The organism is Nocardioides sp. HDW12B, assembly GCF_011299595.1.
Lineage (GTDB): Bacteria > Actinomycetota > Actinomycetes > Propionibacteriales > Nocardioidaceae > Marmoricola_A.
On sequence record NZ_CP049867.1, the window covers coordinates 3,212,002 to 3,234,557 of the forward strand.

Annotated in this window: 28 protein-coding genes; 15 read left to right on the top strand and 13 right to left on the bottom strand. The window is 73.1% G+C overall.

What is annotated here, in order from left to right; translation table 11 throughout:
- Positions 1 to 91: 91 nt before the first annotated feature.
- From G7072_RS14935 to G7072_RS14955, 5 genes are read right to left on the bottom strand one after another with little or no spacing between them, the layout of a single operon-like run.
- Positions 92 to 871 (bottom strand): fructosamine kinase family protein, encoded by a 780-nt coding sequence (locus tag G7072_RS14935; RefSeq protein ID WP_240916973.1) that lies wholly within the window; start codon positions 869 to 871, stop codon positions 92 to 94.
- Positions 850 to 1,317, bottom strand: a complete 468-nt coding sequence (locus G7072_RS14940; RefSeq protein ID WP_166087707.1) for an isoprenylcysteine carboxylmethyltransferase family protein — start codon at positions 1,315 to 1,317, stop codon at positions 850 to 852. Before G7072_RS14940 ends, G7072_RS14935 begins: the two co-directional genes overlap by 22 nt.
- Before the next feature lie 9 nt (positions 1,318 to 1,326).
- The gene (locus tag G7072_RS14945) at positions 1,327 to 1,731 is read right to left on the bottom strand and encodes an NUDIX domain-containing protein (RefSeq protein ID WP_166087709.1); all 405 of its coding nucleotides are present in this window, start codon (positions 1,729 to 1,731) and stop codon (positions 1,327 to 1,329) included.
- Between the two features lie 7 nt (positions 1,732 to 1,738).
- Positions 1,739 to 2,572, bottom strand: a complete 834-nt coding sequence (locus G7072_RS14950; RefSeq protein ID WP_166087711.1) for an MOSC N-terminal beta barrel domain-containing protein — start codon at positions 2,570 to 2,572, stop codon at positions 1,739 to 1,741.
- 9 nt (positions 2,573 to 2,581) lie between these two features.
- Positions 2,582 to 3,265, bottom strand: coding sequence for a phosphatase PAP2 family protein (locus G7072_RS14955; RefSeq protein ID WP_166087713.1), 684 nt, complete (start codon positions 3,263 to 3,265; stop codon positions 2,582 to 2,584).
- Between the two features lie 106 nt (positions 3,266 to 3,371).
- Between G7072_RS14955 and G7072_RS14960 the strand changes: the two genes are divergently transcribed.
- The 4 genes from G7072_RS14960 to G7072_RS14975 are packed head-to-tail and all read left to right on the top strand — an operon-like array spanning position 3,372 to position 5,248.
- Positions 3,372 to 3,686 (top strand): antibiotic biosynthesis monooxygenase, encoded by a 315-nt coding sequence (locus tag G7072_RS14960; protein WP_166087715.1) that lies wholly within the window; start codon positions 3,372 to 3,374, stop codon positions 3,684 to 3,686.
- Between the two features lie 5 nt (positions 3,687 to 3,691).
- Positions 3,692 to 3,877 carry a hypothetical protein gene (locus tag G7072_RS14965; protein ID WP_166087717.1) on the top strand — a complete coding sequence of 62 codons (186 nt, stop codon included), beginning with the start codon at positions 3,692 to 3,694 and terminating at the stop codon, positions 3,875 to 3,877.
- A 56-nt stretch (positions 3,878 to 3,933) separates the two neighbouring features.
- Positions 3,934 to 4,887, top strand: a complete 954-nt coding sequence (locus G7072_RS14970; RefSeq protein ID WP_166087719.1) for an acyl-ACP desaturase — start codon at positions 3,934 to 3,936, stop codon at positions 4,885 to 4,887.
- A gap of 16 nt (positions 4,888 to 4,903) precedes the next feature.
- Positions 4,904 to 5,248, top strand: a complete 345-nt coding sequence (locus tag G7072_RS14975) for a VOC family protein (protein ID WP_166087721.1) — start codon at positions 4,904 to 4,906, stop codon at positions 5,246 to 5,248.
- Positions 5,249 to 5,264: 16 nt separating this feature from the next.
- Here the strand turns inward: G7072_RS14975 and G7072_RS14980 are convergent, their stop codons facing one another.
- The 5 genes from G7072_RS14980 to ychF form a co-directional block, all read right to left on the bottom strand.
- Positions 5,265 to 5,924, bottom strand: coding sequence for a class I SAM-dependent methyltransferase (locus G7072_RS14980; RefSeq protein ID WP_166087723.1), 660 nt, complete (start codon positions 5,922 to 5,924; stop codon positions 5,265 to 5,267).
- Positions 5,925 to 5,927: 3 nt separating this feature from the next.
- Positions 5,928 to 6,653 carry a hypothetical protein gene (locus G7072_RS14985; protein WP_166087725.1) on the bottom strand — a complete coding sequence of 242 codons (726 nt, stop codon included), beginning with the start codon at positions 6,651 to 6,653 and terminating at the stop codon, positions 5,928 to 5,930.
- Between the two features lie 3 nt (positions 6,654 to 6,656).
- The gene (locus G7072_RS14990; RefSeq protein WP_166087727.1) at positions 6,657 to 7,562 is read right to left on the bottom strand and encodes an NAD(P)-dependent oxidoreductase; all 906 of its coding nucleotides are present in this window, start codon (positions 7,560 to 7,562) and stop codon (positions 6,657 to 6,659) included.
- Between the two features lie 59 nt (positions 7,563 to 7,621).
- Positions 7,622 to 8,140 (bottom strand): hypothetical protein, encoded by a 519-nt coding sequence (locus G7072_RS14995; protein ID WP_166087729.1) that lies wholly within the window; start codon positions 8,138 to 8,140, stop codon positions 7,622 to 7,624.
- A gap of 184 nt (positions 8,141 to 8,324) precedes the next feature.
- On the bottom strand, positions 8,325 to 9,401 hold the full coding sequence (ychF, locus tag G7072_RS15000; protein ID WP_166087731.1) for a redox-regulated ATPase YchF: 1,077 nt from the start codon (positions 9,399 to 9,401) through the stop codon (positions 8,325 to 8,327).
- A gap of 64 nt (positions 9,402 to 9,465) precedes the next feature.
- On the opposite strand from ychF, the gene G7072_RS15005 reads away from it, so the two are divergent.
- Both G7072_RS15005 and G7072_RS15010 read left to right on the top strand, forming a co-directional pair.
- Positions 9,466 to 10,719 (top strand): cysteine desulfurase-like protein, encoded by a 1,254-nt coding sequence (locus G7072_RS15005; protein WP_240916974.1) that lies wholly within the window; start codon positions 9,466 to 9,468, stop codon positions 10,717 to 10,719.
- 177 nt (positions 10,720 to 10,896) lie between these two features.
- Entirely contained in the window at positions 10,897 to 12,090 is a 1,194-nt protein-coding gene (locus tag G7072_RS15010) for a GAF domain-containing sensor histidine kinase (RefSeq protein ID WP_166087735.1), read from the top strand.
- Positions 12,091 to 12,116: 26 nt separating this feature from the next.
- On the opposite strand, the gene G7072_RS15015 is transcribed toward G7072_RS15010, so the two are convergent.
- A complete protein-coding gene (locus G7072_RS15015; protein ID WP_240916975.1) occupies positions 12,117 to 13,433 on the bottom strand; it encodes a DUF2252 domain-containing protein in 1,317 nt (438 codons plus the stop codon).
- Positions 13,434 to 13,509: 76 nt separating this feature from the next.
- Between G7072_RS15015 and G7072_RS15020 the strand changes: the two genes are divergently transcribed.
- Genes G7072_RS15020 through G7072_RS15030 form a run of 3 tightly spaced genes read left to right on the top strand, consistent with a single transcriptional unit; the run spans position 13,510 to position 16,164 of the window.
- Positions 13,510 to 14,301 carry an exodeoxyribonuclease III gene (locus tag G7072_RS15020; RefSeq protein ID WP_166087740.1) on the top strand — a complete coding sequence of 264 codons (792 nt, stop codon included), beginning with the start codon at positions 13,510 to 13,512 and terminating at the stop codon, positions 14,299 to 14,301.
- Positions 14,302 to 14,348: 47 nt separating this feature from the next.
- Complete coding sequence (locus G7072_RS15025; protein ID WP_166087742.1) at positions 14,349 to 15,512, top strand: DNA recombination protein RmuC; 1,164 nt, start codon at positions 14,349 to 14,351, stop codon at positions 15,510 to 15,512.
- A gap of 19 nt (positions 15,513 to 15,531) precedes the next feature.
- Positions 15,532 to 16,164, top strand: coding sequence for a DUF6542 domain-containing protein (locus G7072_RS15030; protein ID WP_166087744.1), 633 nt, complete (start codon positions 15,532 to 15,534; stop codon positions 16,162 to 16,164).
- Positions 16,165 to 16,170: 6 nt separating this feature from the next.
- Here the strand turns inward: G7072_RS15030 and G7072_RS15035 are convergent, their stop codons facing one another.
- Positions 16,171 to 17,190 carry a 4-hydroxy-3-methylbut-2-enyl diphosphate reductase gene (locus tag G7072_RS15035; protein ID WP_166087747.1) on the bottom strand — a complete coding sequence of 340 codons (1,020 nt, stop codon included), beginning with the start codon at positions 17,188 to 17,190 and terminating at the stop codon, positions 16,171 to 16,173.
- A gap of 47 nt (positions 17,191 to 17,237) precedes the next feature.
- Here G7072_RS15035 and xseA point away from each other — a divergent pair, with 47 nt between their 5' ends.
- Positions 17,238 to 18,491 (top strand): exodeoxyribonuclease VII large subunit, encoded by a 1,254-nt coding sequence (gene xseA, locus G7072_RS15040; protein WP_166087749.1) that lies wholly within the window; start codon positions 17,238 to 17,240, stop codon positions 18,489 to 18,491.
- Positions 18,488 to 18,718 carry an exodeoxyribonuclease VII small subunit gene (locus tag G7072_RS15045; protein ID WP_166087751.1) on the top strand — a complete coding sequence of 77 codons (231 nt, stop codon included), beginning with the start codon at positions 18,488 to 18,490 and terminating at the stop codon, positions 18,716 to 18,718. Before xseA ends, G7072_RS15045 begins: the two co-directional genes overlap by 4 nt.
- Before the next feature lie 45 nt (positions 18,719 to 18,763).
- On the opposite strand, the gene G7072_RS15050 is transcribed toward G7072_RS15045, so the two are convergent.
- The gene (locus G7072_RS15050) at positions 18,764 to 19,300 is read right to left on the bottom strand and encodes a DUF4245 domain-containing protein (RefSeq protein WP_166087753.1); all 537 of its coding nucleotides are present in this window, start codon (positions 19,298 to 19,300) and stop codon (positions 18,764 to 18,766) included.
- 147 nt (positions 19,301 to 19,447) lie between these two features.
- On the opposite strand from G7072_RS15050, the gene G7072_RS15055 reads away from it, so the two are divergent.
- Genes G7072_RS15055 through G7072_RS15070 form a run of 4 tightly spaced genes read left to right on the top strand, consistent with a single transcriptional unit; the run spans position 19,448 to position 22,552 of the window.
- Positions 19,448 to 19,855, top strand: a complete 408-nt coding sequence (locus G7072_RS15055) for a TOBE domain-containing protein (protein WP_166087755.1) — start codon at positions 19,448 to 19,450, stop codon at positions 19,853 to 19,855.
- Positions 19,852 to 20,613 (top strand): molybdate ABC transporter substrate-binding protein, encoded by a 762-nt coding sequence (gene modA, locus G7072_RS15060; protein WP_166087757.1) that lies wholly within the window; start codon positions 19,852 to 19,854, stop codon positions 20,611 to 20,613. Before G7072_RS15055 ends, modA begins: the two co-directional genes overlap by 4 nt.
- Entirely contained in the window at positions 20,610 to 21,425 is an 816-nt protein-coding gene (locus tag G7072_RS15065) for an ABC transporter permease (RefSeq protein WP_240916976.1), read from the top strand. The genes modA and G7072_RS15065 overlap by 4 nt, the downstream gene beginning before the upstream one ends.
- The gene (locus G7072_RS15070) at positions 21,422 to 22,552 is read left to right on the top strand and encodes an ABC transporter ATP-binding protein (RefSeq protein ID WP_206063152.1); all 1,131 of its coding nucleotides are present in this window, start codon (positions 21,422 to 21,424) and stop codon (positions 22,550 to 22,552) included. The genes G7072_RS15065 and G7072_RS15070 overlap by 4 nt, the downstream gene beginning before the upstream one ends.
- Positions 22,553 to 22,556 lie beyond the last annotated feature (4 nt).

The window sequence follows — 22,556 nt, forward strand, 5'->3', positions numbered from 1 at the left end:
CATTGGTGGTGTGACGGCCTAACGTTAGGGAGACCGAACGGTCACGCGCCAGGGTCCAAAGGGCCCTTGCGCACCACCCGATCCGTCGTGGTCACGCCCACCGACGCGCGATCCCGTAGGCCTGCGCCCCGTATCCCCCACCGAACAGCACGGCGTGCACGAGCAGGCAGTGCAGCTGGTGCACCCCCACCCGCTCGGACCGCCCGGCGGCCGGTGGGTGCGCCTCGTCGTAGCCGGCCAGCAGCGCGTCGAGGTGCGGCGCCCCGAAGAGCGCCAGCAGCGCCAGGTCGGTCTCGCGGTGCCCGCCGTGGGCGGCCGGGTCGATGAGCACCACCCCGTCCGCGGTCCACATCACGTTGCCCGACCACAGGTCGCCGTGGATGCGTGCCGGGCGGTCGTCGGTGTCCAGCTCCCCGCCGGCGACCCGCTGCACGAGCCGCTCCAGGACGACGACCTCCCCGGCGTCGTACAGCCCGGCGTCACGGCACCGCGCCACCATCGGCGCCAGCCGCGCCTCGGCGGAGAAGGCACCCCAGGTGGCCCAGGCCCCGAGCGGCAGCGGGAGCGGCTGGGACAGCGGTCCGAAGAACCCGGCACCGGTCCATCCCGCGGGCGGGCTCCCCCAGGCGTCGGCGCCGGCGTCGTGGGTGGCGGCCAGGGCACGACCGAACGAACGGGCAGCTTCCCGGGTCGGGGACACCGGGACGAGCCGTTCGAGGTCGAGGTGCCCGTCCGAGCGTGCGTCGACCTCGACGACGCGCGCCCCGTCGGCGGCGCGCAGCCACTCCAGCCCGGCCGCCTCCCAGGCGAAGTAGCCGGGGGGTGCGGTGGGATCGGCCTTGCGGAACGTCAACGCACGGGCCCGACCCACCGCGGCACGGTGGAGCGGTAGGAGGCGTAGCGGTCGCCGAAGAGCTCGGCCATCGACGCCTCCTCGGGCGGGATCTGCAGGTTGTCGATGACGGCCACCCAGGCCAGCAGCGGCAGGGCGGCGGCCGGACGCCCGCGCCACACCGCGTGTGCCGTCAGCACGCCCGCCATGCCGACGTACATCGGGTTGCGGGTGTGGGCGAACGGGCCGTCGACGACGAGCTCGGTGGACTCACCGAGCCTGATCGGGTTCACGGTCGTGCCGCGGCGGCGGAAGCCACCGGCTGCGGAGCCCGCGAGCCCGGCCGACGCGGCCGCGACAGCGACCGCCACGGCACGGCGTGGCGCCGAGGGGCGAGGCCGGGGCACGAGGGCCCGCTGGGCCAGGGCGGCGGCCAGGCCGAGCACGGGCGGTGGGACGGGGAAGCCTCGGGTCGTGTGCGCCATCGACTCAGGCTAGGCCTCGGGCGCCTCTCCCGCGAGCAGCCGCCGGCGCAGCTCGGGCAGGAAGGGGCGGTCCGGCTCCAGCCAGTCGACGTCGCCGAGCTCGTCGGCGCCCAGCGCCCGCACCCGGTCGTGCTCGAGCGGTCGCGGCTCGTCGTCGGTGGCGCACACCGCCACCCGCAGCAGGAGGCTGTCCCCGATGGGCTGCTCACCCGCGAGCCACCCCACCACGCGCGCCTCAACCCCCAGCTCCTCGCGCAGCTCGCGCACGACGGCGGCCTCCGGCGACTCCCCGGGCTCGACCTTCCCACCGGGGAGCTCCCAGCGTCCGGCGGCCGCCGGCGGGGAGGTACGCCGTGCAGCGAGGACCGTGCCGTCGCGCAGCAGGGCGGCGCCGACGACCAGGGTCCTGGTCACCCGGCCCTCACAGCGGCGCCACCGTGTCGCCCACGCGCACCTCGGCGGCCGGGCCCTCGGCGCCCAGCTCCGGGACGAGACGGACGCCGAACCAGGTCGTCGCGTCCCACCTCCGGTGCCGCGCGAGGGTGCGGATCGGCTCGGCGGTGGTCTCGAGGCTGTCCAGCGCGATGGTCGTCATCACGCACCGGTCACAGAGCTCGCCCTGCCGGTACGTCGTGCCGCCGATGCGCAGGCGCTGCCAGCCGTCCTCGGCGAACGGCTCCTCCCCGTCGACGACGACGTTGGGGCGGAACCTCTCCACGGCCTCCTCCGGGTCGAGCCACTCCTCCTGGGACTCCTCGAGCACCCAGTCCCGCAAACGCTGCACTGATGTCTGACTGACAAGAAGAATCGGTCCGGCGTCGGCCAGGCTCATCGACTCCCCGGGCCGCCCGCCGTGGGAGGCGCCGATCTCGCGAGCGGACGGGTCGGCCAGCCGCACGAACCGCAGCGGACGACCCACGAGGTCCGACAGCCACGTGCTCGCACCCGCGTCGCCGAGAGCCAGCCGGCTCACCCGGCTGAAGCCGACCTCCACGGTGGGGGCGTCGGGAGCGACGGTCGGCAGAAGGCACTCCGCCCCCTCGCGCGTGACGAGCCTGACCGCACCGTCGCCGGTGGGCTCAGCCGTGACGCCGAGCAGGGCGTGGCACTCGCGCGCCGTGACCGGGCGCCCGTCCGGGTCGACCAGGGCCCACCGCCGGTCCTCGTGCAGCCCCTGCGGCGTGACGACCGCGTGGTCGGTGCGGGTCCCCGCCATCGACTTCACCGGGTACGTCGTCAGCCGGGTCACCTGCACCCGGTCACCCTAGAGGGCAGGAGCCGTCCTGGCCGGTCGGCGCCGCGACGGCACCAGCGCCTCGCCCAGGCCGGCACAGGCGACGGCGATCAGGACCGACGCGACCACGTCGCTGGGTCGGTGCCAGGCGAGCACCACGGTCGCGAGTCCCACCGCCCCCACGACCGGGAGGGTGACCAGGAGGGTGGGCGCGCGCAGCACCCGCGGCACGGCGAGCACGAGTGCGGCCGCGACACCCGCGACCGCGGCGACGTGCCCGCTGGGGAACGAGTTCATCATCGTGGCGTCGAGCAGCGAGGGCCGCTCGAGACCGGCCTTGAGCACCTGCGAGACCACCACCGTCGTCGCCGCCACCGCCGCCACCACGACCGCGCGCCAGGGTCCGTGCACGGCGCCGGCGAGCGCGGCGACGGCCCCGGTCACGAGCAGCAGCAGCGGCACCTGGCCGACCTCGCCGAGGAGCCGGGCGGCCCAGCCGGTGTCCTCGACGGTCGTCGCCGCCCAGGTCATGAGCCGGTCGTCGACGTGCTGACCGGTGGGCGTCAGCACCGCGAGCAGGTAGACGCCGCCGACCGAGGCGGCCGCGACCAGGGCGGTGGCCCACGCCGCGACGGTCCGGGCCCGGCCACCCCCGACGGGCTCCGGGCGGACGACGGTCCCGGGCTCGCGCGGCGGGGTGGTCAGGGGGCTCATGCACCGACTGTGCCCGGGCGACCTGACAGTTCCCTGTGAGCCCGCTGGCCCGCGGGTGTGAGCCCGGCACCCTGGTGGACGGACCACGCTGGAGGACACTGACCCGGTGATCACCGAGCACGCCCTGCTGCCCGTCGTCCCCGGCCGCGAGGAGGAGTTCGAGCGTGCGCTCGACGACGCCCTCCCGATCATCGCCGGCATGCCCGGGTTCGGCGGCCTGACGGTCAGCCGGGGGATCGAGTCGCCCTCGACGTACCTCCTGCTCGTCGCGTGGGACTCCCTGGAGGACCACACGGAGGGGTTCCGCGGCTCGCCGGAGTACGCCCGTTGGAAGGCGCTGCTGCACGAGTTCTACGACCCGTTCCCGGTCGTGGAGCACTTCGCGGCCGTCGCGACCGTCGCGCCCGATGGGGCACGATAGGGGGCATGCAGGGAGCGATCGTCGGGGACCCGGCCCAGCGCTGGAAGTGCTGGGTGATCACCCACAAGTACGTCCGCATTCGCTACCCCGACAGCCCCGACGGCTACTTCCTGCGTTGCGCGCGCTGCGGCAAGGAGCGGGAGGAGCGTGGCGGCGCCGGCTACTCCGGCGGGATGGACCTCGGCTCCTGACGGGCCCGTCGGCGGCGGCGTACGGTGGAGGAGGGGCCCGACCCGAGGAGCCGCACATGCCGGACACACCGACCAACCTGCTCGAGCAGCTCGAGCCCGTCGTGGCCGAGAACCTCGACCGCCACCTGGGCCTGGCCCAGGAGTGGCACCCCCACGACTACGTCCCGTGGAGCCAGGGGCGCGACTTCGCCTTCCTCGGCGGTGAGGACTACTCACCCGAGCAGTCGCAGCTGTCGGAGACCGCCAAGGCCGCGATGTTCACCAACCTGCTCACCGAGGACAACCTGCCCTCCTACCACCGCGAGATCGCCACCCGCTTCGGGCGGGACGGCGCCTGGGGCACCTGGGTGGGCCGTTGGACCGCGGAGGAGAACCGGCACGGCATCGCGATGCGCGACTACCTCGTCGTCACCCGCGGTGTCGACCCGGTCGAGCTCGAGCGGGCGCGGATGGACTACATGACCTCCGGCTACGACTCCGGCGACAAGACCGCGCTGGAGGCCGTGACCTACGTGTCCTTCCAGGAGCTGGCCACGCGGGTCTCGCACCGCAACACCGGCAAGGTGACCGGCGACCCGATCGCCGACAAGATGCTGGCGCGGATCTCCAAGGACGAGAACCTGCACATGGTCTTCTACCGCAACATCGTCGCGGCGGCGCTCGAGATCGCCCCCGACGAGACGATGCGGGCGATCGCCGACGAGGTCATCGGCTTCGAGATGCCCGGCGCGACCATGGCCGGCTTCCGGCGCAGCTCGATGATCATCGCCAAGGCCGGGATCTACGACCTGCGCCTGCACCACGACGAGGTGATCATGCCGATCCTGCGGCACTGGAAGGTCTTCGACCGCTCCGACTTCGGCCCCGTCGGCGAGCAGGCCCGCGACGACCTGGCCCAGTTCCTGTCCGCGCTGGACAAGCAGGCGGCGACGTTCGTCGACCGGCGCGCGGTCGGGCGCGAGCGCGACATCGCGCGGGGGCGGGACAACTCGGCCGACATCGCCTCCTGAGGGCAGGTACGTCGACGTGCGGCACGTCTTCGCGGGCATCCGCGTCTCCGACCTCGAGGCCTCGGCGGCCTGGTTCGAGCGACTGCTCGGCCGGGCGGCCGACTTCGCCCCCAACGACACCGAGCTGGTCTGGGACCTCAACGAGGGCGGCTCGCTCTTCCTCGAGCGGTCGTCCGAGGGCGCGGGTTTCGCGCGGGTGACGGTGTTCGTCGACGACCTGGAGGCGTTCCTCGCCGCGGCCGCGTCGCGGGGCGTCGAGCCGACGAAGCGCGAGACCTACGACAACGGCGTGCGGCACGCCACCTTCCACGACCCCGACGGCAACGACGTCAGCTTCGGCGACCTGCCCGCTGCTCCCTGACCTGGGTGCGTCACCGTCAGTCGTCGCCGAGGCCGTGCTTGCGCAGCAGCAGCGCCCCGTGGAGGAAGCGCTCGTCGGGACCCGGCTCGCGGACGCGCCGGTGGGTCTCCTCCAGGCCCGCGTCGTGCAGCCGGGCGACCAGCTCGTCGGTGGGCCACAGGTATCCGGTCACGACGCGGTGGTCGTAGGCGACGACCTCGCCGCGCTCTCCGTCCTGGTCCGCCTTGAAGCCGACGAGCAGACGCCCGCCGGGCACGAGCACCCGCGCCACCTCGGCGAGCACCGTGCCGAGGTCCTCCGGCGGCGTGTGGATGAGGGAGAACCAGCAGGCGGCGCCGTCGAGCGTCTCGTCGTCGAAGGGGAGGTCGGACAGCGAGCCGACCTGGACGTCGAGGTCGGGGTGCGCCAGGCGGGCCATCGTCACGAAGACCGGAGAGAGGTCGACGGCGACGACGTCGAGGCCCTGGTCCGCGAGGTGCGCCGCCCAGTGGCCGGGCCCGCAGCCGAGGTCACCGACCCGGACGCCGCCGTCGTCGAGCACTAGCCGGGCGAGCTCGCCGTACGCAGCCCGGTCGGCCGGGTGTGCCCGACGGACGTCGGCGAAGAGCTCGGCGTACTGCGGGGCGAGACGGTCGTAGGCCTCGCTGACGTCGCGTTCGCTCGGGGTGGTCGGCACCGCTCAGCTGCTCGTGGTGCTCCGGCCGAGCGCCTCGAGGAACCGGGGCGCTCCGCCGTAGCGCTGCCAGACCTCGGGCGGCACGTGGCGCCACGGGGCGGCAGCCTTCTCGAGCTCCTCGAACATCTGGTCCTCGCCCGACCAGAACCGCCACGGGGTGACGCGCGTGACCCACCCGGGCTGGAAGGCGAAGCCGAAGCCGAGGTCGTCGATGGCGGCGCGGACCTGCTCGGTCAGGAGAGCCTGGCCGAAGGCCGGGTCGCCCACCGTCTGCCAGCGCCGGTCGAAGCGGCCGTCGCCGACCTCGAACTCCGGCACGTTGGCGGTGAGCTGCTCGCGGCCCATCTTGTGGTTGCCGCGCACCACCGACAGACGCGGGAAGTCCTGCTCGACGGCGATCGCGACGATGTTGTAGCTCTCGGAGTCGGTCTGCCCCTCGCCGGGGTCCGGCTCCTGCTGCGTCCACCGCAGGCTCATGAACCGCACGCCCTGGTGCTCGCCGACGACCGCGTCACGGATTCTGCCGCCGGGCCGGATCGCGCGGGCGAAGGGCCAGCCCTCCCAGCCGCTGAGCGCCTCGAAGCTGTCGTCGGGCAGGCGCTGGAAGCCACGCTCCTCGATGGCGGCCTTGCCGCGCTGGGTGCGACGCACCGAGCGGACGACGACGAGGACCATCGCCAGGGCGAGCAACGCGAAGGCGGATCCGAAGATGATCGCGGGGAGCGGCACGGGTCACGCCCGTCCGGTGCCGGGGTCGTCGAGGACGTCGCGCCACGAGTGCTGCGGGTCGAAACCCACCAGCTCACGCGCCTTGTCGATGGCGTAGAACGTCTCGTCGCGCCCCATCTCCCGGCGCACCTCGACGCCGTCGTAGAACCGCTCGATGACCTCGCTCGTCGTCGCGGTCACGGACATGTCGGCGTTGGCGACGTTGAACACCTGGTAGCCGAGGCCGTCGGTCTCCAGGCAGCGCTGGACCATCTGGCCCAGGTCGCGCACGTCGATGTAGGCGAAGATGTTGCGCCGCCGCAGGGACGGGTCGGTCAGGAACGGCGGGAACATCTCGGCGTACTCGTGGGGCTCGATGACGTTGTTGATCCGCAGGCCGTAGACGTCGGCGCCCGTGCGGCGCTGGAAGGAGCGCGCCGTCACCTCGTTGGCCACCTTCGACGTCGCGTAGGAGTCCTCCGGGACCGTTGGGTGCTCCTCGTCGACGGGGACGTAGAGCGGCTTGCGCTCGCCCTGCGCGAAGCAGACGCCGTACGTCGTCTCCGAGGACGCGAAGATGACCTTCTTGATCCCCAGGCGGGTGGCGGCCTCGAGCACGTTGTAGGTGCTGACCGTGTTGGTGGCGTACGTCGTGGCGTCACTGGTCACGAGGATCGCCGGGATGGCGGCGAAGTGGACGACGGCGTCGTACGACGGCTTCTCGTCCAGCTCCAGCTCGTCGAAGGAGGCCGTGCCCGCGAGGGCGGAGTAGACCTCCCCGGCGTTCGTGAGGTCGACGCGGAGGTCGTTGACGTGGGGGTGCTTGAGGGGGACGAGGTCGGCGTTGGTGACCTGGTGACCCTGCTCGGCGAGGTAGGGCGCGACGTGCTTGCCGGCCTTGCCGCTGCCACCGGTGAAGAGGATGCGCATGGCGTCTGTCTACCCCTCGTGGCCGGGGTCCAGTCCTCCCCGGCCACGCGGGCAGCGGCTCAGGACGTGACGCAGTGGTGCCAGAACAACTGGCCGGAGGCGTTGGTGACGCTGAAGCCAAAGCTGTCGAGGGCGATGGGCGTGTGCGGGTACTCCGTCGTGAAGTCTCCGCTGAACTCGTACTGACTGAGGTTCCCGTCCGCCCACGTGTACTCGTCGTGCGTCGCGATCCACCGGAGCTCGGCGATGGTCGGGAGCCGGCCGCCGCGCCGGTTGCAGTCGTCGACCGCGGACTGGTGGCTCGTCGGGCCGGTGGCGACGCGACGGACACAGCCCCCGAACGCCTTGGACTCCCCGGTGGCGCATCGGGTGTTCAGTCGATCGCGCGGGATCGACCCGGGAGCGACGTCGCGGCCTGCGATCGTGCCGTCGCGGATGTCGCGACTCTGGACCGTGTCGTCCTTGATGTCGCTCGAGGTGATCTGCCCGGCGGCGTAGCCCACCCCGCCCGAGGCGAGGACGAGCGCGGCGACGACGAGGAGCAACGAGGGGGTCAGGCGGTGTCGAGGTCTCGGCATGCCTCACGGTATTTCTCGCTCCGCGACGCGTGCAGGGACAGAGGTCCTGGGGCGTTGCCCCTCGCGGACTGCCTCCGGTCTCGGACTCGATGGTTCGCCGTGGTCGCGCGATCGTGTGCGATCGGAGTCACCCTGGCGGCAGCAGATGCACACGATCCGGGCTCGGCCGCGCCGGCCTCCGCCGTCAGACGTTGAAGCGGAACTCCACGACGTCTCCGTCGGCCATGACGTAGTCCTTGCCCTCCATGCGGACCTTGCCGGCCGACTTGGCCGCGGCCATCGACCCGGACCCGACGAGGTCGTCGAAGGACACGACCTCGGCCTTGATGAAACCCTTCTGGAAGTCGGTGTGGATGACGCCGGCGGCCTCGGGAGCGGTGGCGCCCTTGCGGATCGTCCAGGCGCGCGACTCCTTCGGCCCGGCGGTCAGGTAGGTCTGCAGGCCGAGGGTGTCGAAGCCGACGCGGGCCAGCACGTCCAGGCCGGGCTCGTCGATGCCCATCTCGGCGAGCATCTCGCGCGCCTCGTCCTCGTCGCCGAGCTCGACGAGCTCGGACTCGAACTTCGCGTCGAGGAAGATCGCCTCGGCCGGCGCCACGATGTCGCGCATCTGCTGCTTGAGGTCCTCGTCGCCGAGCTCGTCGGCGTCGCAGTTGAAGACGTAGATGTAGGGCTTCGCCGTGAGCAGCGACAGCTCGCGGATCAGGTCGCGGTCGATCGTCGTGGCGATGATCGGCGTGCCCGCCTCGAGCGCCTCCATCGCCTCCTTGGTGGCGTCGAGGTTAGCCTTGAGCTCCTTGCGGCCGCGCGCATCCTTCTCCAGACGCGGGATCGCCTTCTCCACGGTCTGCAGGTCGGCCAGGATCATCTCGGTCTGGATCGTCGAGATGTCGGAGGCCGGGTTCACCTCGCCGTCGACGTGGGTGACGTCCTCGTCGCGGAAGACGCGCGTGACCTGGCAGATCGCGGCCGACTCGCGGATGTGCGAGAGGAACTTGTTGCCCAGCCCCTCCCCCTGCGAGGCGCCGGCGACGATGCCGGCGATGTCGACGAACTCGACGGTGGCGGGCAGGATCTTGGCCGAGGAGAAGATCTCGGCGAGCTTCGCCAGGCGCGGCTCGGGCACACCGACGATGCCGACGTTCGGCTCGATGGTCGCGAAGGGGTAGTTCGCCGCGAGCACGTCGTTCTTGGTGAGCGCGTTGAACAGGGTCGACTTGCCGGCGTTGGGGAGACCGACGATCCCGATGGTGAGTGCCACGTGCCGGGATTCTACGGCGGCGCAGGACGCGGAGCCGAATCGTGCACGACGTACCGTCTGCCGGGTGAGCAGCGACCAGCCGAGACCCGAGACCGCCGCCGAGTTCACCGCCCGCGTCCGGGCCGCGTTCCCGGCCCTCAGCGACACCGGTGACGGTACGGCGTACTTCGACGGGCCCGGCGGGTCCCAGGTCCCGGCCGTCGTGGCGCGGGCCGTCGCCGACGCCATGACCGCGGGGCTGTCCAACCGCGGCACCGTGACCGCGTCCGAGCGTCGCGCCGAGGAGGTCGTCGTCGCCGCTCGCGCCGCCCTCGGCGACCTGCTCGGCAGCGACCCCCGCGGCGTGGTCCTCGGCCGCTCGATGACGCAGCTGACCTTCGACGTCGCCCGCACGCTCGCCGACGACTGGGGCCCCGGCGACGAGGTGATCGTCACGACGCTCGACCACGACGCCAACCTCCGCCCGTGGGTCACCTGGGCCCAGCGCGCCGGCGCCACGGTCAAGCGGCTCGGCTTCGACCCTGTTACCGCCGAGCTGGACGACGTCACGCCCCTGCTGTCCGACCGCACCCGGCTCGTCGCGGTCACCGCCGCCTCCAACCTGTTCGGCACCCGGCCCGACGTCCGCGCCATCGCCGACGCCGCCCACACCTCCGGTGCCCTCGTGTACGTCGACGCGGTGCACCTGACCCCGCACGCCGTCGTCGACCGCGCGGCCCTCGGCGCCGACTTCCTGGCCTGCTCGCCCTACAAGTTCTTCGGGCCGCACCTCGGCGCGGTGGCGGCCGACCCGGCGCTGCTGGAGATCCTGCGGCCCAACAAGCTGCTGCCCTCGACCGACACCGTCCCGGAGCGGTTCGAGCTCGGGACGCTGCCCTACGAGCTCCTCGCCGGCGTGACCGCGGCGGTCGACTTCATCGCCGACCTCGCGCCGGGCACGGCCACGACCCGTCGGGAGCGCATCGTCGCCTCGATGACCCACCTCGAGGTGCACGAGGGCGCGCTGTTCAGCACCCTGCTGCACGCGCTCGCGGGGATCGACGGCGTCACCCTCCACGGCAACGCCACCCACCGCACCCCCACGGCGCTCTTCTCGGTCGCCGGCCGCACCGGCCGGGAGGTCCACGAGGCGCTGGCGACCGAGGGGGTCAACGCCCCGGCCAGCCACTTCTACGCCCTCGAGGCGTCCCGCCACGCCGGTCTCGGGGACGCCGGCGCCGTCCGGGCGGGCCTCGCGCCGTACACCTCCGAGAGCGACGTGGAGCGCCTCCTGACGGGCGTCGGGAGGCTCGCCGCCGCGGCCTCGAGCGTGCCCTGAGCGTCCACGGGGCGGGCGTCCGTGTAAGACAACGCCGCATGTCAGCTCCGGACCCCCTACCATCGAGGTGGGGCAAGGGTCGGCGAGGGGTCGTCGACCGGAGCGGGACGGGAGTGTGCCGGGGTGGCAGTCGTGCAACCGACCGCTGAGCCCGTACGGGTGAGGGCGGTGGCGCCGATGAGATCGGCACCGGACGAGCTGGAGGCGAGGGCGGAGCGCGCCCTGGCCCGTGACGTCCTCGCGACCTCGCAGGACACCGACGTCCAGGAGATCGTCAACCTGCTGCACAGCATCTGCGACGTCGACATCGCCGCGGTGGCCGTGCCCGACAACGGCCAGTTCCACTACCTGGTCACCGCCGGCATCGACCCGCTGGCCAGCGACGCCGCCGACACGATGTGCCAGCACACGATGCGTGCCGACCAGCTCGTGGTCGTGCCCGACACCGCCGAGGACCCGCGCTTCGCCGTGAGCCCCTTCGCCGACGGGCGGATCATGTCGCTGCGCTTCTACGCGTCGGCTCCGCTGCACGCACCCACGGGCACCATCGTGGGTCGGCTCTGCGTCTTCGACACCAGCCCGCGCGACCTGACGCCGCTGCAGGAGCAGGCGCTCCTGACGCTGGCCGACAGCGTCTCCTCCATCCTCGACCTGCGCCAGCGCAAGCTCGACGCCCCGGCGGCCGCGGAGGCGGCCGCCGCACGCGGGGCGCACGACGAGGTCGTGAGCGTGGCCTCCCAGGTCAGCCACGACCTGCGGGTGCCGCTGACGGCGCTGAGCACCAGCCTCGGGATGCTCGAGGAGTCGACGCCGCCCGACGAGTCGCCGCTGCGCCGCAACCTGCTGGCCAGCGCGCTGCGGAGCACCGCCCGCATGGCGAGCCTGGTGGACGGGCTGCTGCGGCTCAACGACGTGCAGCGCGGCCTCGACCTGGTCGAGGTCGACCTCGGTGAGGCGGCGCGGCAGGTGGTCCTCGACCTGGAGGGCCTGATCACCGAGACCGGCGCGACGGTGTCCGTCGGGGCGATGCCCTCGGTGCGCTGCGACGAGGGACTGATCGCCGCGGCCCTGCTGAACCTCGTCAGCAACGCCGCGAAGTTCGCCCGCCCCGGCGTCGCCCCGGTCATCGAGGTCGCGGCACGACGTACGGCGTTCGGGGTGCGCGTGCTCGTGCGCGACAATGGGATCGGGATCCCGCCGGAGGACCGGCACCGCGTCTTCGCGCTCTTCTCACGGCTCACCCACACGCCCGGTCACGGCATCGGCCTGACGACGGTCGCCCGGGTCGCCGAGGCCCACGGCGGGATGGTCGGCATCGACGACGGCCCCTCGGGCGTCGGCTCCGAGATCTGGTTCGAGCTCCCCGCCTGACCCGCCACCGGGGCGGGTCGCGCCGGTCAGGTGGCGGCGATGCCGATCCGGCCGGTGCGGAACGCGTCGACGAACAGCGCGTGGTCGTGGCGGACCTTCTGGGCGTAGTCCACGCCGAACTCGGTCACCGCCTCGACGAACGCGCGACGACGCCCCTCGAGGCTCTCGCTGATGGCGTCCTCGACCTGGAAGCTGACCAGCGACTGGTCGCTGTCCTCGTCGGAGGCGCAGTGCACCTTGGCGGTGGCGCGGCCGAGCTGCTCGACGACCGGAGCGATCTCCGACGGCTCGTAGAGCGAGCCCCAGTCGAGGTCCATCTCGTACGGCGAGATCTCCGCGACGACGTAGCCGACGCCGTCGACCGTGGTGAACCCGAGGTTCGGGTCGGTGTGCGACTGCAGCGCCCGCTGGCTGACGACCGTGCGCTGGCCCTCGTGCTCGAAGTAGCGCTCGACCTTCTTGGTGTCGACGAAGCGGCTGACGGCCGGCACGTTGGCCTGCTTCATCGACAGCACCACGTCGTTGTCGAGCGACTGGCTGAAGCCCTCGACGAGCACGTTGTACGCCGGGAGCCCGGCGCTGCCGATGCCGAAGCCGGACATCCCCACGATGTCGCGGACGTCGTAGAACAGCGAGCGGTTGATGCGCTTGGTGTCGGGGATGGACTCCAGGTAGGCGTCGAACGCCTTCTCGATCTTGCGCCGCTCGGTCTTGGACAGGTGGCGGGCCGCTCCCCCCTCCTTGAACATGCGCACGCCGGTGTCCTGGCTGGTCATCCCGTCGAGCATGGCCGCACGGGTGGACTGGCGCGCCTTCTGCAGCAACGCCTGGACGGGCCCGTCGGTGTTGTGGAGCTGGAGAGCGAAGTCGTCGTCCTCGACGACCTCGGTGTAGTGCGTGACCTGGGCGAGGTAGCCGCGCAGGTAGCGCCCGATGAGGGACCGGACGTCCTCCTCCGGCAGCGCCTTGCTCCAGCCCAGCAGCGCCAGGCTCGCGCTGAAGCGCTTGAGGTCCCACGTGTAGTGCCCCAGGTAGGCCTCGTCGAAGTCGTTGACGTCGAAGACGAGCCGGCCGTCGGCGTTCATGTAGGTGCCGAAGTTCTCGGCGTGCAGGTCGCCGTGGATCCAGATGCCGCCGCTGCGCTCGTCGACCCAGGGGTCCTCCTCCGGGGTGACGTCGGCGTAGAACAGGCACGCGGTGCCGCGGTAGAACGCGAAGGGGTCGACGGCCATCTTGCGGTACTTCACCCGGAACGCCGCGGGGTCGGCCTTCATCAGCGGCGCGAAGGCCTCGCCGAGGACGTCGATGATCTGCTTCTGGCGGCGGTCGTCGGCTTTCGTCACCCCGACACCATGCCCGCTCGCACCGGGGAGCACACGCCGCTGTGGACCGCGTCGGGCCGGGGGTAGCCTGCCCGGCGTGCGCCTGGCCACATGGAACGTCAACTCCGTCCGCTCCCGCATCGACCGCGTGGAGGCGTTCCTGACCCGCCACGACGTCGACGTCCTCGCCCTGCAGGAGACCAAGGCCCGTGACGACCAGTGGCCCACGATGGGGCTGCAGGCGATGGGCTACGAGGTCGCGACCAACGGCTACAACCAGTGGAACGGCGTCGCGATCGTCTCCCGCGTCGGGCTGGAGGACGTGACGCCCGGCTTCTCCGCCATGCCGGAGTACGGCGACCCGCCGGTCAGGGAGGCGCGCGCGCTCGCCGCGACCTGTGGCGGCGTACGGCTGTGGTCGCTGTACGTGCCCAACGGACGCAAGGTCGGCGACCCGCACTACGACTACAAGCTGGCCTGGCTGGAGGCGCTGCGCGCGGAGGCGACCGCCTGGTCCCGGGCCAACCCCGAGGTGCCGGTGGCGCTGGGCGGCGACTGGAACGTCGCCCCGCAGGACGAGGACGTGTGGGACATGGCGGTCTTCGCGACGAGCACGCACGTCACCGAGCCGGAGCGGGCGGCCTTCCGCGCCTTCGTCGACGACGGGTTCACCGACGTGGTGAGGCCCTACGACCCGGGCCCGGACGCCTTCACCTACTGGGACTACTACCGCCAGCGCTTCGAGCGGAACAAGGGCATGCGCATCGACTTCGTGCTGGGGTCCGCCGCACTGTCCGAGCGGGTCGTGGACGCGTTCGTCGACCGCGAGGAGCGCGCCGGCAAGGGCGCCTCCGACCACGCCCCGGTCGTGGTCACGCTCGCGGACTGAGGGCGCCGCGCGACTCTTCTGTCGGACGTCTCGGGCAGGGTGGGCCCATGACTGACGCGATGCTTCTCGGCCTGCTGCTGGCGGCCGCCCTCGGACTCGTGGTGGGCCTGCTCGTCGGTGCCTCGGTCACCGGTCGGCGCGGCCGCTCCGCCGAGGAGCTGTACGTCGACCGGTCCCGCGTCGAGGGCGAGGCCGTCGTCGCCGAGCGGCTGGCGCAGCTCCAGGGGCAGATGCAGGCGCTCCAGGTCGACCGCGCCTCGTGGCAGAGCCAGCTGCGCCAGCAGGTCGAGGACATGCAGCACTCCACCGACCTGCTGCGCCGCGAGACCCAGTCGCTGTCGAGCGCGCTGCGCCGTCCGTCGGTCCGCGGCCGCTGGGGCGAGCTGCACCTGCGCCGCGCCGTGGAGCTGGCCGGGCTCGTCGCACGGTGCGACTTCGACGAGCAGGTCGCGACCAACGACGCCGAGGGCCAGGTGCGCCGCCCCGACCTGGTGGTCCGTCTCGCCGGCGGGCGCAGCGTGGTCGTCGACGCGAAGGTGCCCCTGGACGCCTTCCTCGACGCCACCGAGGCCGACGACGAGGACGAGCGGCTGGCCCACCTGCGCCGGCACGCCCGCCAGCTGCGGGCCCACGTCGACGTCCTCGCGGCCAAGTCCTACTGGCGGGCGCTGGAGCGGACCCCGGAGTTCGTCGTGCTGTTTGTGCCCGGGGAGTCGTTCCTGTCGGCCGCCCTGGAGAGCGACCCCTCGCTCCTGGAGACAGCGGCCGAGCGTCGGGTCATCCTGGCGACGCCGACGACCCTCATCGCGCTGCTGCGCACCGTCGCGCTGGGCTGGACCCAGGAGGCGCTGGTCGAGCGGTCCGAGGACATCCTCCAGGTCGGTCGGGAGCTCCACGAGCGCCTGTCGACGATGGGCGCGCACCTGGACAAGGTCGGCCGTTCCCTGGGTGCTGCGGTCGGCGCCTACAACCAGGCGCTGGGCTCGCTGGAGAGCCGGGTGCTCGTGACGGCACGGCGGTTCAACGCCCTGGGCATGACCGACCGGGAGCTGGCTTCTCCGGCCCCGCTCGAGGTCGCCCCGCGCACCCCGACGGCCGAAGAGCTCGTGGCCGACCCGCGGGCGGGGGTCGCCGACCCGGAGCGCGGCGTCCCGACGTCGGGGCGCGGACCGCTCCCGGGCACCGGCGTGGCGGACGTGTCGTCGGCCTGATGCGCCGTACCTTGGGCTCGTGCACAGCCGCGTGCCCCACGAGCCCGCCGGCGCCGTGACCGTCGAGGTCACCGACGCCCCCGCCTCCGCGCCCGGACCGCGGGACGGCCTTCCCGCCGCCGAGCGCCTCGACGACACCGGACCGGTCACTGCTCCCCCGTCGGTCGACCCGTCGTCCAGCACGCCGACCGCGACGGCACCACCGTCGGAGGGCCGACACCCTGCGCGGCGCCCGGCCCGTCCGACGCTGTGGATGCAGGGGCACCACCCGGGCCGTCTCGTCCTCCGCGCGACGTCGCTGATCCTGCTCGCCGTGCTCGGCCTCAACCTCCTCGTGACCGGCAGCATGGGCCTCGGGTTCGACCTGGCGTTCGTCGCGGCCTGCGCCGTGATCGCGCTGTGGGTGCGCCCGCGCGACTTCTTCATGATCGGCGTCTTCCCGCCGATCTTCCTGGGCGTCGTCGTGATCGTGCTCGGCATCGCCGACCCGGCCTCGGTGGCCCGCGCCTCCGACAACGCCGGCCAGGCGGTCGTCTCGGGCCTGGCCCACCAGGCCCAGACGCTCGTCCTCGGCTACGGCCTGACGCTCGCCGTCATCGCGCTGCGCCAGGTGGCGATCCGCAACGGCGGCCGCCTCCGCGTCCGCCGCTGACCGCTCCTAGGCGCTCGAGGCTGCCTTCTCGGCCGCGCGGATGTCGCGCCGCAGCTCCGGCGGCAACGCGAAGATCAACGACTCCTCTGCGGTGTGGACCGCCTCGGCGTCGGGGTAGCCCCGCTCGGCCAGGAAGGACAGCACGCCGTCGACCAGGTCCTCGGGGACCGAGGCGCCCGAGGTGACGGAGACCCGCTCGACACCCTCGAGCCACGCCTCGTCGATCTCGCTCGCGTCGTCGACCCGGTAGGAGGCCTTGGCCCCCGCCTCGAGGGCGACCTCGACCAGCCGCACCGAGTTCGACGAGTTGCCGGACCCGACCACGATGACCAGGTCGGCGGCCTTCGAGATCTCCTTCACGGCCATCTGCCGGTTCTGCGTGGCGTAGCAGATGTCGTCCGAGGGCGGGTCGAGCAGCAGCGGGAAGCGCTCGCGGATGGCGTCGACCACGGCCAGAGTCTCGTCGACCGACAGCGTGGTCTGGCTCAGCCAGGCCACCTTGGCCGGGTCGCGGACCTCGATCGCGGCGACGTCCTCGGGCCGCTCCACGAGCTGGATGTGCTCGGGCGCCTCCCCGGCGGTGCCCTCGACCTCCTCGTGGCCGGCGTGGCCGATGAGGAGGATGTCGTAGTCGTCGCCGGCGAAGCGCTTCGCCTCGTGGTGGACCTTGGTCACCAGCGGGCAGGTGGCGTCGATCGTCTTCAGCGCGCGCTCGGCGGCCTCGGCGTGAACCATCGGCGAGACGCCGTGGGCGGAGAAGACGACCGTGGCGCCCTCGGGCACCTCGTCGAGCTCCTCGACGAAGACCGCCCCGCGCTCCTCGAGACCGGCCACGACGTGCTTGTTGTGGACGATCTGCTTGCGGACGTAGACGGGCGCGCCGTACAGGTCCAGCGCCTTCTCGACGGTGATGACGGCCCGGTCCACCCCGGCGCAGTAGCCCCGCGGCGCAGCCAGCAGCACCGCCCGCTCGTCGGCGCGGTCGGCGGTCAGCACGGGAGGCATCCCCAGGTCAGCACTGCTCATGACCCCATCGTAGGAGGCCGGTCGGAAGTCGGGGCTAGGGTGCCTGCGTGGCACTCGAGACCAGCCCCGAGCAGCCGGCCCCTGTCCGGCAGATCGCCACCCTGCTCACGAGCTGGATCGACCGCCTCGGCGCGGTCTGGGTCGAGGGTCAGATCACCCAGCTCAACCGTCGCCAGGGCATGGCCACCGTCTTCATCGTGCTGCGCGACCCCCTCGGCGACATCTCGATGTCGGTCACCTGCCAGCGCCAGGTCATCGACTCCGCCGACCCGCCCGTCGTCGAGGGCGCGAGCGTCGTCGTGCACGGCCGTCCGCGCTACTACACCAACCGCGGCACCCTCAGCCTCGTCGCCGACGACATCCGCATGGTCGGCCTCGGCGAGCTGCTGGCCCGCCTCGAGCGGCGGCGCCAGCTGCTGGCCGCGGAGGGCCTCTTCGCCCGGGAGCGCAAGCAGCGCCTCCCGTTCCTGCCGCACCGCATCGGGCTGGTGACCTCCCGTGGCTCTGCGGCCGAGCGCGACGTGCTGGAGAACGCGCGCCGCCGGTGGCCGGCGGTCGCCTTCGAGACCCGGTACGCCGCCATGCAGGGACCCAGCTGTGCCCGGGAGGTGATGGAGGCCGTCCAGCGGCTCGACGCCGAGAGCAGCGTCGACGTCATTCTCGTCGCCCGCGGGGGCGGGTCCATCGAGGACCTGCTGCCCTTCTCCGACGAGGGGCTCGTGCGGGTCGTGGCGAAGGCCCGCACCCCGGTCGTCTCCGCGATCGGGCACGAGCCCGACACGCCTCTGCTCGACCTGGTCGCCGACGTCCGCGCCTCGACCCCGACCGACGCGGCGAAGATGCTGGTGCCCGACGTCGGCGAGGAGCTCGAGCGGGTCGCCGAGCTCCGGCGCCGTGCCCGGCGGCACCTCAGCACCTTCCTGGCCCACGAGCTGTCCCAGCTGGCCAACCTGCGAGCCCGCCCCGTGCTGGCCGCCCCCACCACGGTGCTCGAGCAGCGTGCGGCCGAGGTCGACGAGCTGGTGGCCCGCGCCCGCCGTACGCTCGGCCACCGGCTGGACCGGGCCGCCGACGACCTCGACCACTCTCGCGCCCGGGTGCGGGCGCTGTCGCCGCGCGAGACCCTGAGGCGCGGCTACGCCGTGGTCCAGGACGCGGACGGGCACGTGCTCACCAGCACCGACCAGACCGCGGCGGGCGCCCACGTCACCGCGCGGCTCTTCTCCGGCCACCTGGCGATGACCGTCGACGGTCTCGCGCCCGAAGCACACCCCGACCCCGAGGACGAGGACGACGCATGAGCGAGGACACCACCACCGGAGTCGCGGACGACATCGGCGGCGAGGGAGCACTGGGCTACGAGGAGGCGCGCGCCGAGCTCCTCGACGTCGTGCGCACCCTCGAGCAGGGCGGAGCCTCCCTGGAGGACTCCCTCGCGCTCTGGGAGCGCGGCGAGCGCCTGGCCCAGGTCTGCCAGGAGTGGCTCGACGGGGCCCGGCAGCGGCTCGAGGCCGTCACCGACCGCTGAGCGCCGCGCCGCCTGCGCGACCGGCGTCTCGCGTGAGGAGGTGGGTCAGGGCGTCGTCAGCGAGGCGGCGTACGCCGTGAGCGTGTCCTCGTCGACCGACCCGACCACGACGGTCACGACGTCGGAGTCCTCGGTGACCAGCGCGAGGTCGTCGTCCGCGGTGTCGCGGAACAGCTGCCAGGCCGTGCCGTCGACGTCGACCTCGCCGGCCTCCTCGGTCTCCTCGCCGACGAAGGCGGCGACCAGGTCGCCCACGGACCGGTCGGCCTGCTCGAGGCCGATGTACTTCTCGTCGTCGGTCAGCACCCCGAGGTGCCAGGTCTGGTCGCGGCCCTGGTCGAAGCGCACGCTGGTCGCCTTCCAGCCGTCCGGCAGCTCGTCGGGCACGAGCACGGTGAAGTCGGCCGTGTCCTGGGCGTAGTCGGCCGGACCGGCGTAGTCGACGGCCTCGATCTCGACCGTGGCGTCGTTGCGGTTGACGGCCCGGAAGGCCACGAAGGCCAGCACCACCAGGACGAGCACGACCATGGCGCCGATCATCCCGGAGAAGGACCGGTTGTACTTCGCTGGTTGCTCGCTCACCCCGTCATTGTCCCAGGCGCCCCGAAACCGCCCGACCACGCTCTGCAGGGCCCGTGCGGGAGCCCGATCACGGTGCCACACCGCACGTGGGCCCGCAGATGCGGCTGATCGGTCGCTTTCGGGCCGCAGGTGCGGCATGATCGCCGGGTGCCCGACTACCGCATCACCGAGGCGGCCGCCGTCCTCGGCCTCAGTGACGACACCCTCCGACGCTGGGTCGACGCCGGCCGCGTCGCCTCCCACCGTGACGCCGACGACCGCGTGCGGATCGCCGGCACGGACCTGGCCGACCTGGCGCGCAGCATGGCCGAGACCGGGCCGCCGGGGCTGTCGGACGGCCGGCGCGCCGCCTCCGTCAGCGCCCGCAACCGGATGCGGGGCGTCGTGACCCGGGTCGTGCACGACAGTGTGATGGCCCAGGTCGAGATGGTCTGCGGCCCCTACCGCGTCGTGTCGCTCATGAGCTCCGAGGCCGCCCTGGAGCTGGGCCTGAGCCCCGGCGTCATCGCCGTTGCCTCGGTGAAGTCCACCAACGTGGTGGTGGAGCTGCCGTGAGGGCCGTTGCCGTCGTCCTGGTCGCGCTCGCCACCCTGACCGCCTGCGGCGGGTCCGGCCGGTCCGGCGGGTCGGGTGCCGAGGACGTCACCCTGGACGTCCTGGCCGCCTCGTCCCTGACGGAGTCCTTCGAGGCGCTTGCCGAGGACTTCGAGGCCGACAACCCCGGCGTCACGGTGCGGCTGTCCCTCGGGTCCTCTTCCGCCCTGGCCCAGCAGGTCACCGAAGGAGCACCCGCCGACGTCCTGGCGACCGCCGACCTGCCGAGCATGGAGCTGGCCGGCGACGACGTGGCGGCGGCCACCGAGTTCGCCACCAACGAGCTCGTGCTCGTGACCCCGTCGGACGACCCCGGGGGGATCTCGTCCCTCGACGACCTTGCCGACGCCCAGTTCGTCACCTGCGTCGACTCCGCCCCCTGCGGCGCGCTGGCCGACCAGCTGCTCGAGGACGCCGGCGTCACCGCCGAGCCGGTCTCCCGCGAGGCGGACGTCAAGGCGGTGCTGGCCAAGGTCACCTCCGGCGAGGTCGACGCCGGCTTCGTCTACGTCACCGACGCGGTCGCGGCCGGCGACGAGGTCCGTCGGGTCGAGGTGCCCGGCGCGGCCGACCTGCCGGCGCGCTACGCCGTCGCCACCGTCACCGAGGCGCGGGAGCCCGAGCTGGCCGAGGCGTGGGTCGACCTCGTCCTGGGCGAGGACGGTCAGCAGGCGCTCGCCGACGCCGGGTTCGGCCCACCCGTCGACGGGTCCCCGTGACCCCACCCGCCACGGTCGATCGGCCCGCCCTGGGCCGCCCGCCCGCCCTGCTCGTCGTCCCGGCCGTCGTCGCGGTCGTGCTGCTGGTGCTGCCGCTCGTCGGACTGGTGAGCCGCTCGCCCTGGACCCGGTTGCCCGAGCTGCTCGGCGACCCCGACGTCCGCAGCGCCCTGGTGCTCTCCCTCGGCGTCGCGACCACCACCGCCGTCCTGTGCGTGCTGCTCGGCCTGCCGCTGGCGTGGCTGCTGGCGCGGGTCGAGGTGCCCGGCAAGGGCGTGCTGCGTGCGCTCGTCACCGTGCCGCTGGTGCTCCCGCCCGTGGTGGCCGGCGTGGCGCTGCTCGCGTCGCTGGGTCGCAACGGGCTCCTCGGGGCCCCGCTGCGCGAGACGTTCGGCGTCACGATCCCCTTCACCACCACGGCGGTGGTGCTGGCCCACACCTTCGTGGCGCTGCCCTTCTTCGTGCTCAGCGCGGAGGGAGCGCTGCGCGCCGCCGGGCGCGAGTACGACGCCGTGGCCGCCACCCTGGGCGCCGGACGCTGGCGGGCGTTCCGCACCGTCACGCTGCCGCTCGTCCTGCCGGGCGTACTGGCCGGCACGCTGCTGGCGTGGGCCCGCTCGCTGGGCGAGTTCGGCGCCACCATCACCTTCGCCGGCAACTACCCGGGCATCAGCCAGACGATGCCGCTGCTGGTGTTCGAGAAGCTCCAGCGCGAGCCGGAGGCGGCGTACGCGACCAGCCTCGTGCTGCTGGCTGTGTCCGTGCTGGTCCTCGGGCTGCTGCGCGAGCGCTGGCTCGGAGCGCTCCGGTGACCGGACCGCGGGAGGACGGTCTCGACGCGCGGGTGGTCGTCCGGCGGCCCGGCCACACCCTCGACGTCCACCTGACCGTGGCGCCCGGCGAGACCGTGGCGGTGGTCGGGCCCAACGGCTCGGGCAAGACGACCCTGCTGCGGGCGCTGGCCGGGCTGGTGCCGCTGAGCGCGGGCCACGTGAGGTACGGCGACAGCGTCTGGGAGGCGGCCGACCCGGACCGGCCGCGTGAGCGCCGCACCGTGCAGGAGCGCCGCGTCGGGGTCGTGTTCCAGTCGCTGCTGCTCTTCCCGCACCTGTCGGCGCGCGACAACGTCGCCTACGGTCCCCGCTCGCGCGGCACCACGCGCACCGAGGCACGGGCCCGGGCGCAGCGCCTGCTGGAGCAGCTCGGCGTGGCCGAGCTGGCCGACCGGCGCGCCTCGGCGCTCTCGGGCGGCCAGGCGCAGCGGGTCGCCATCGCACGGGCGCTGGCGACCGACCCGCGGCTGCTCATGCTCGACGAGCCGCTGGCCTCGCTCGACGTCGCCGTCGCGATGTCGCTGCGCATCGAGCTGCGCCGCCACCTCGACACCTTCCCCGGCGCCACCCTGCTGGTCAGCCACGACGCGCTCGACGCCCTGTCGCTGGCCGACCGGGTGGTGGTGCTGCAGGACGGCCGGGTCGCGCAGGACGGCACCCCCGACGAGGTCGCGCGCCAGCCGCGCACCGCCCACGTGGCCCGGCTCGTCGGGCTCAACGTCCTGCACGGCGCCTCGCGGGGGGCCCTGGTCGACCTCCCGGACGGCAGCACCCTCGTCACCACCACGGCGTACGACGGGCCGACCGACGTCACCTTCTCCCCCGCTGCGGTGACCCTCGGCGTCGACCCGCCCACGGGCAGCGCCCGCAACCACTGGCAGGGCCGCGTGGTGTCGGTGGTGCCCCAGGGGCTCGCGGTGCGGGTGCACCTCGACGCCCTCGGCGGGCTGATCGCCGACGTGACGGTGGAGTCGGCCACCGCGCTCGGGCTGGTCCCCGGGCGCGTCGTGCACGCCAGCGTCAAGGCCACCGACGTGGTCGTCCACGGGGCCCCGGGGACCACCCCCAGGGAGGCCTCCGGGACGGACACCGCTCCGCTAGCCTGACCTG

Excerpts from the sequence above, each read along its gene's own strand:
- G7072_RS14940 (WP_166087707.1), bottom strand. The coding sequence starts at position 1,317 with ATGGCGCACACGACCCGAGGCTTCCCCGTCCCACCGCCCGTGCTCGGC.
- G7072_RS14955 (WP_166087713.1), bottom strand. The coding sequence starts at position 3,265 with ATGAGCCCCCTGACCACCCCGCCGCGCGAGCCCGGGACCGTCGTCCGC.
- G7072_RS14965 (WP_166087717.1), top strand. The coding sequence starts at position 3,692 with ATGCAGGGAGCGATCGTCGGGGACCCGGCCCAGCGCTGGAAGTGCTGG.
- G7072_RS14970 (WP_166087719.1), top strand. The coding sequence starts at position 3,934 with ATGCCGGACACACCGACCAACCTGCTCGAGCAGCTCGAGCCCGTCGTG.
- G7072_RS14990 (WP_166087727.1), bottom strand. The coding sequence starts at position 7,562 with ATGCGCATCCTCTTCACCGGTGGCAGCGGCAAGGCCGGCAAGCACGTC.
- G7072_RS14995 (WP_166087729.1), bottom strand. The coding sequence starts at position 8,140 with ATGCCGAGACCTCGACACCGCCTGACCCCCTCGTTGCTCCTCGTCGTC.
- G7072_RS15010 (WP_166087735.1), top strand. The coding sequence starts at position 10,897 with ATGAGATCGGCACCGGACGAGCTGGAGGCGAGGGCGGAGCGCGCCCTG.
- G7072_RS15025 (WP_166087742.1), top strand. The coding sequence starts at position 14,349 with ATGACTGACGCGATGCTTCTCGGCCTGCTGCTGGCGGCCGCCCTCGGA.
- G7072_RS15035 (WP_166087747.1), bottom strand. The coding sequence starts at position 17,190 with ATGAGCAGTGCTGACCTGGGGATGCCTCCCGTGCTGACCGCCGACCGC.
- G7072_RS15045 (WP_166087751.1), top strand. The coding sequence starts at position 18,488 with ATGAGCGAGGACACCACCACCGGAGTCGCGGACGACATCGGCGGCGAG.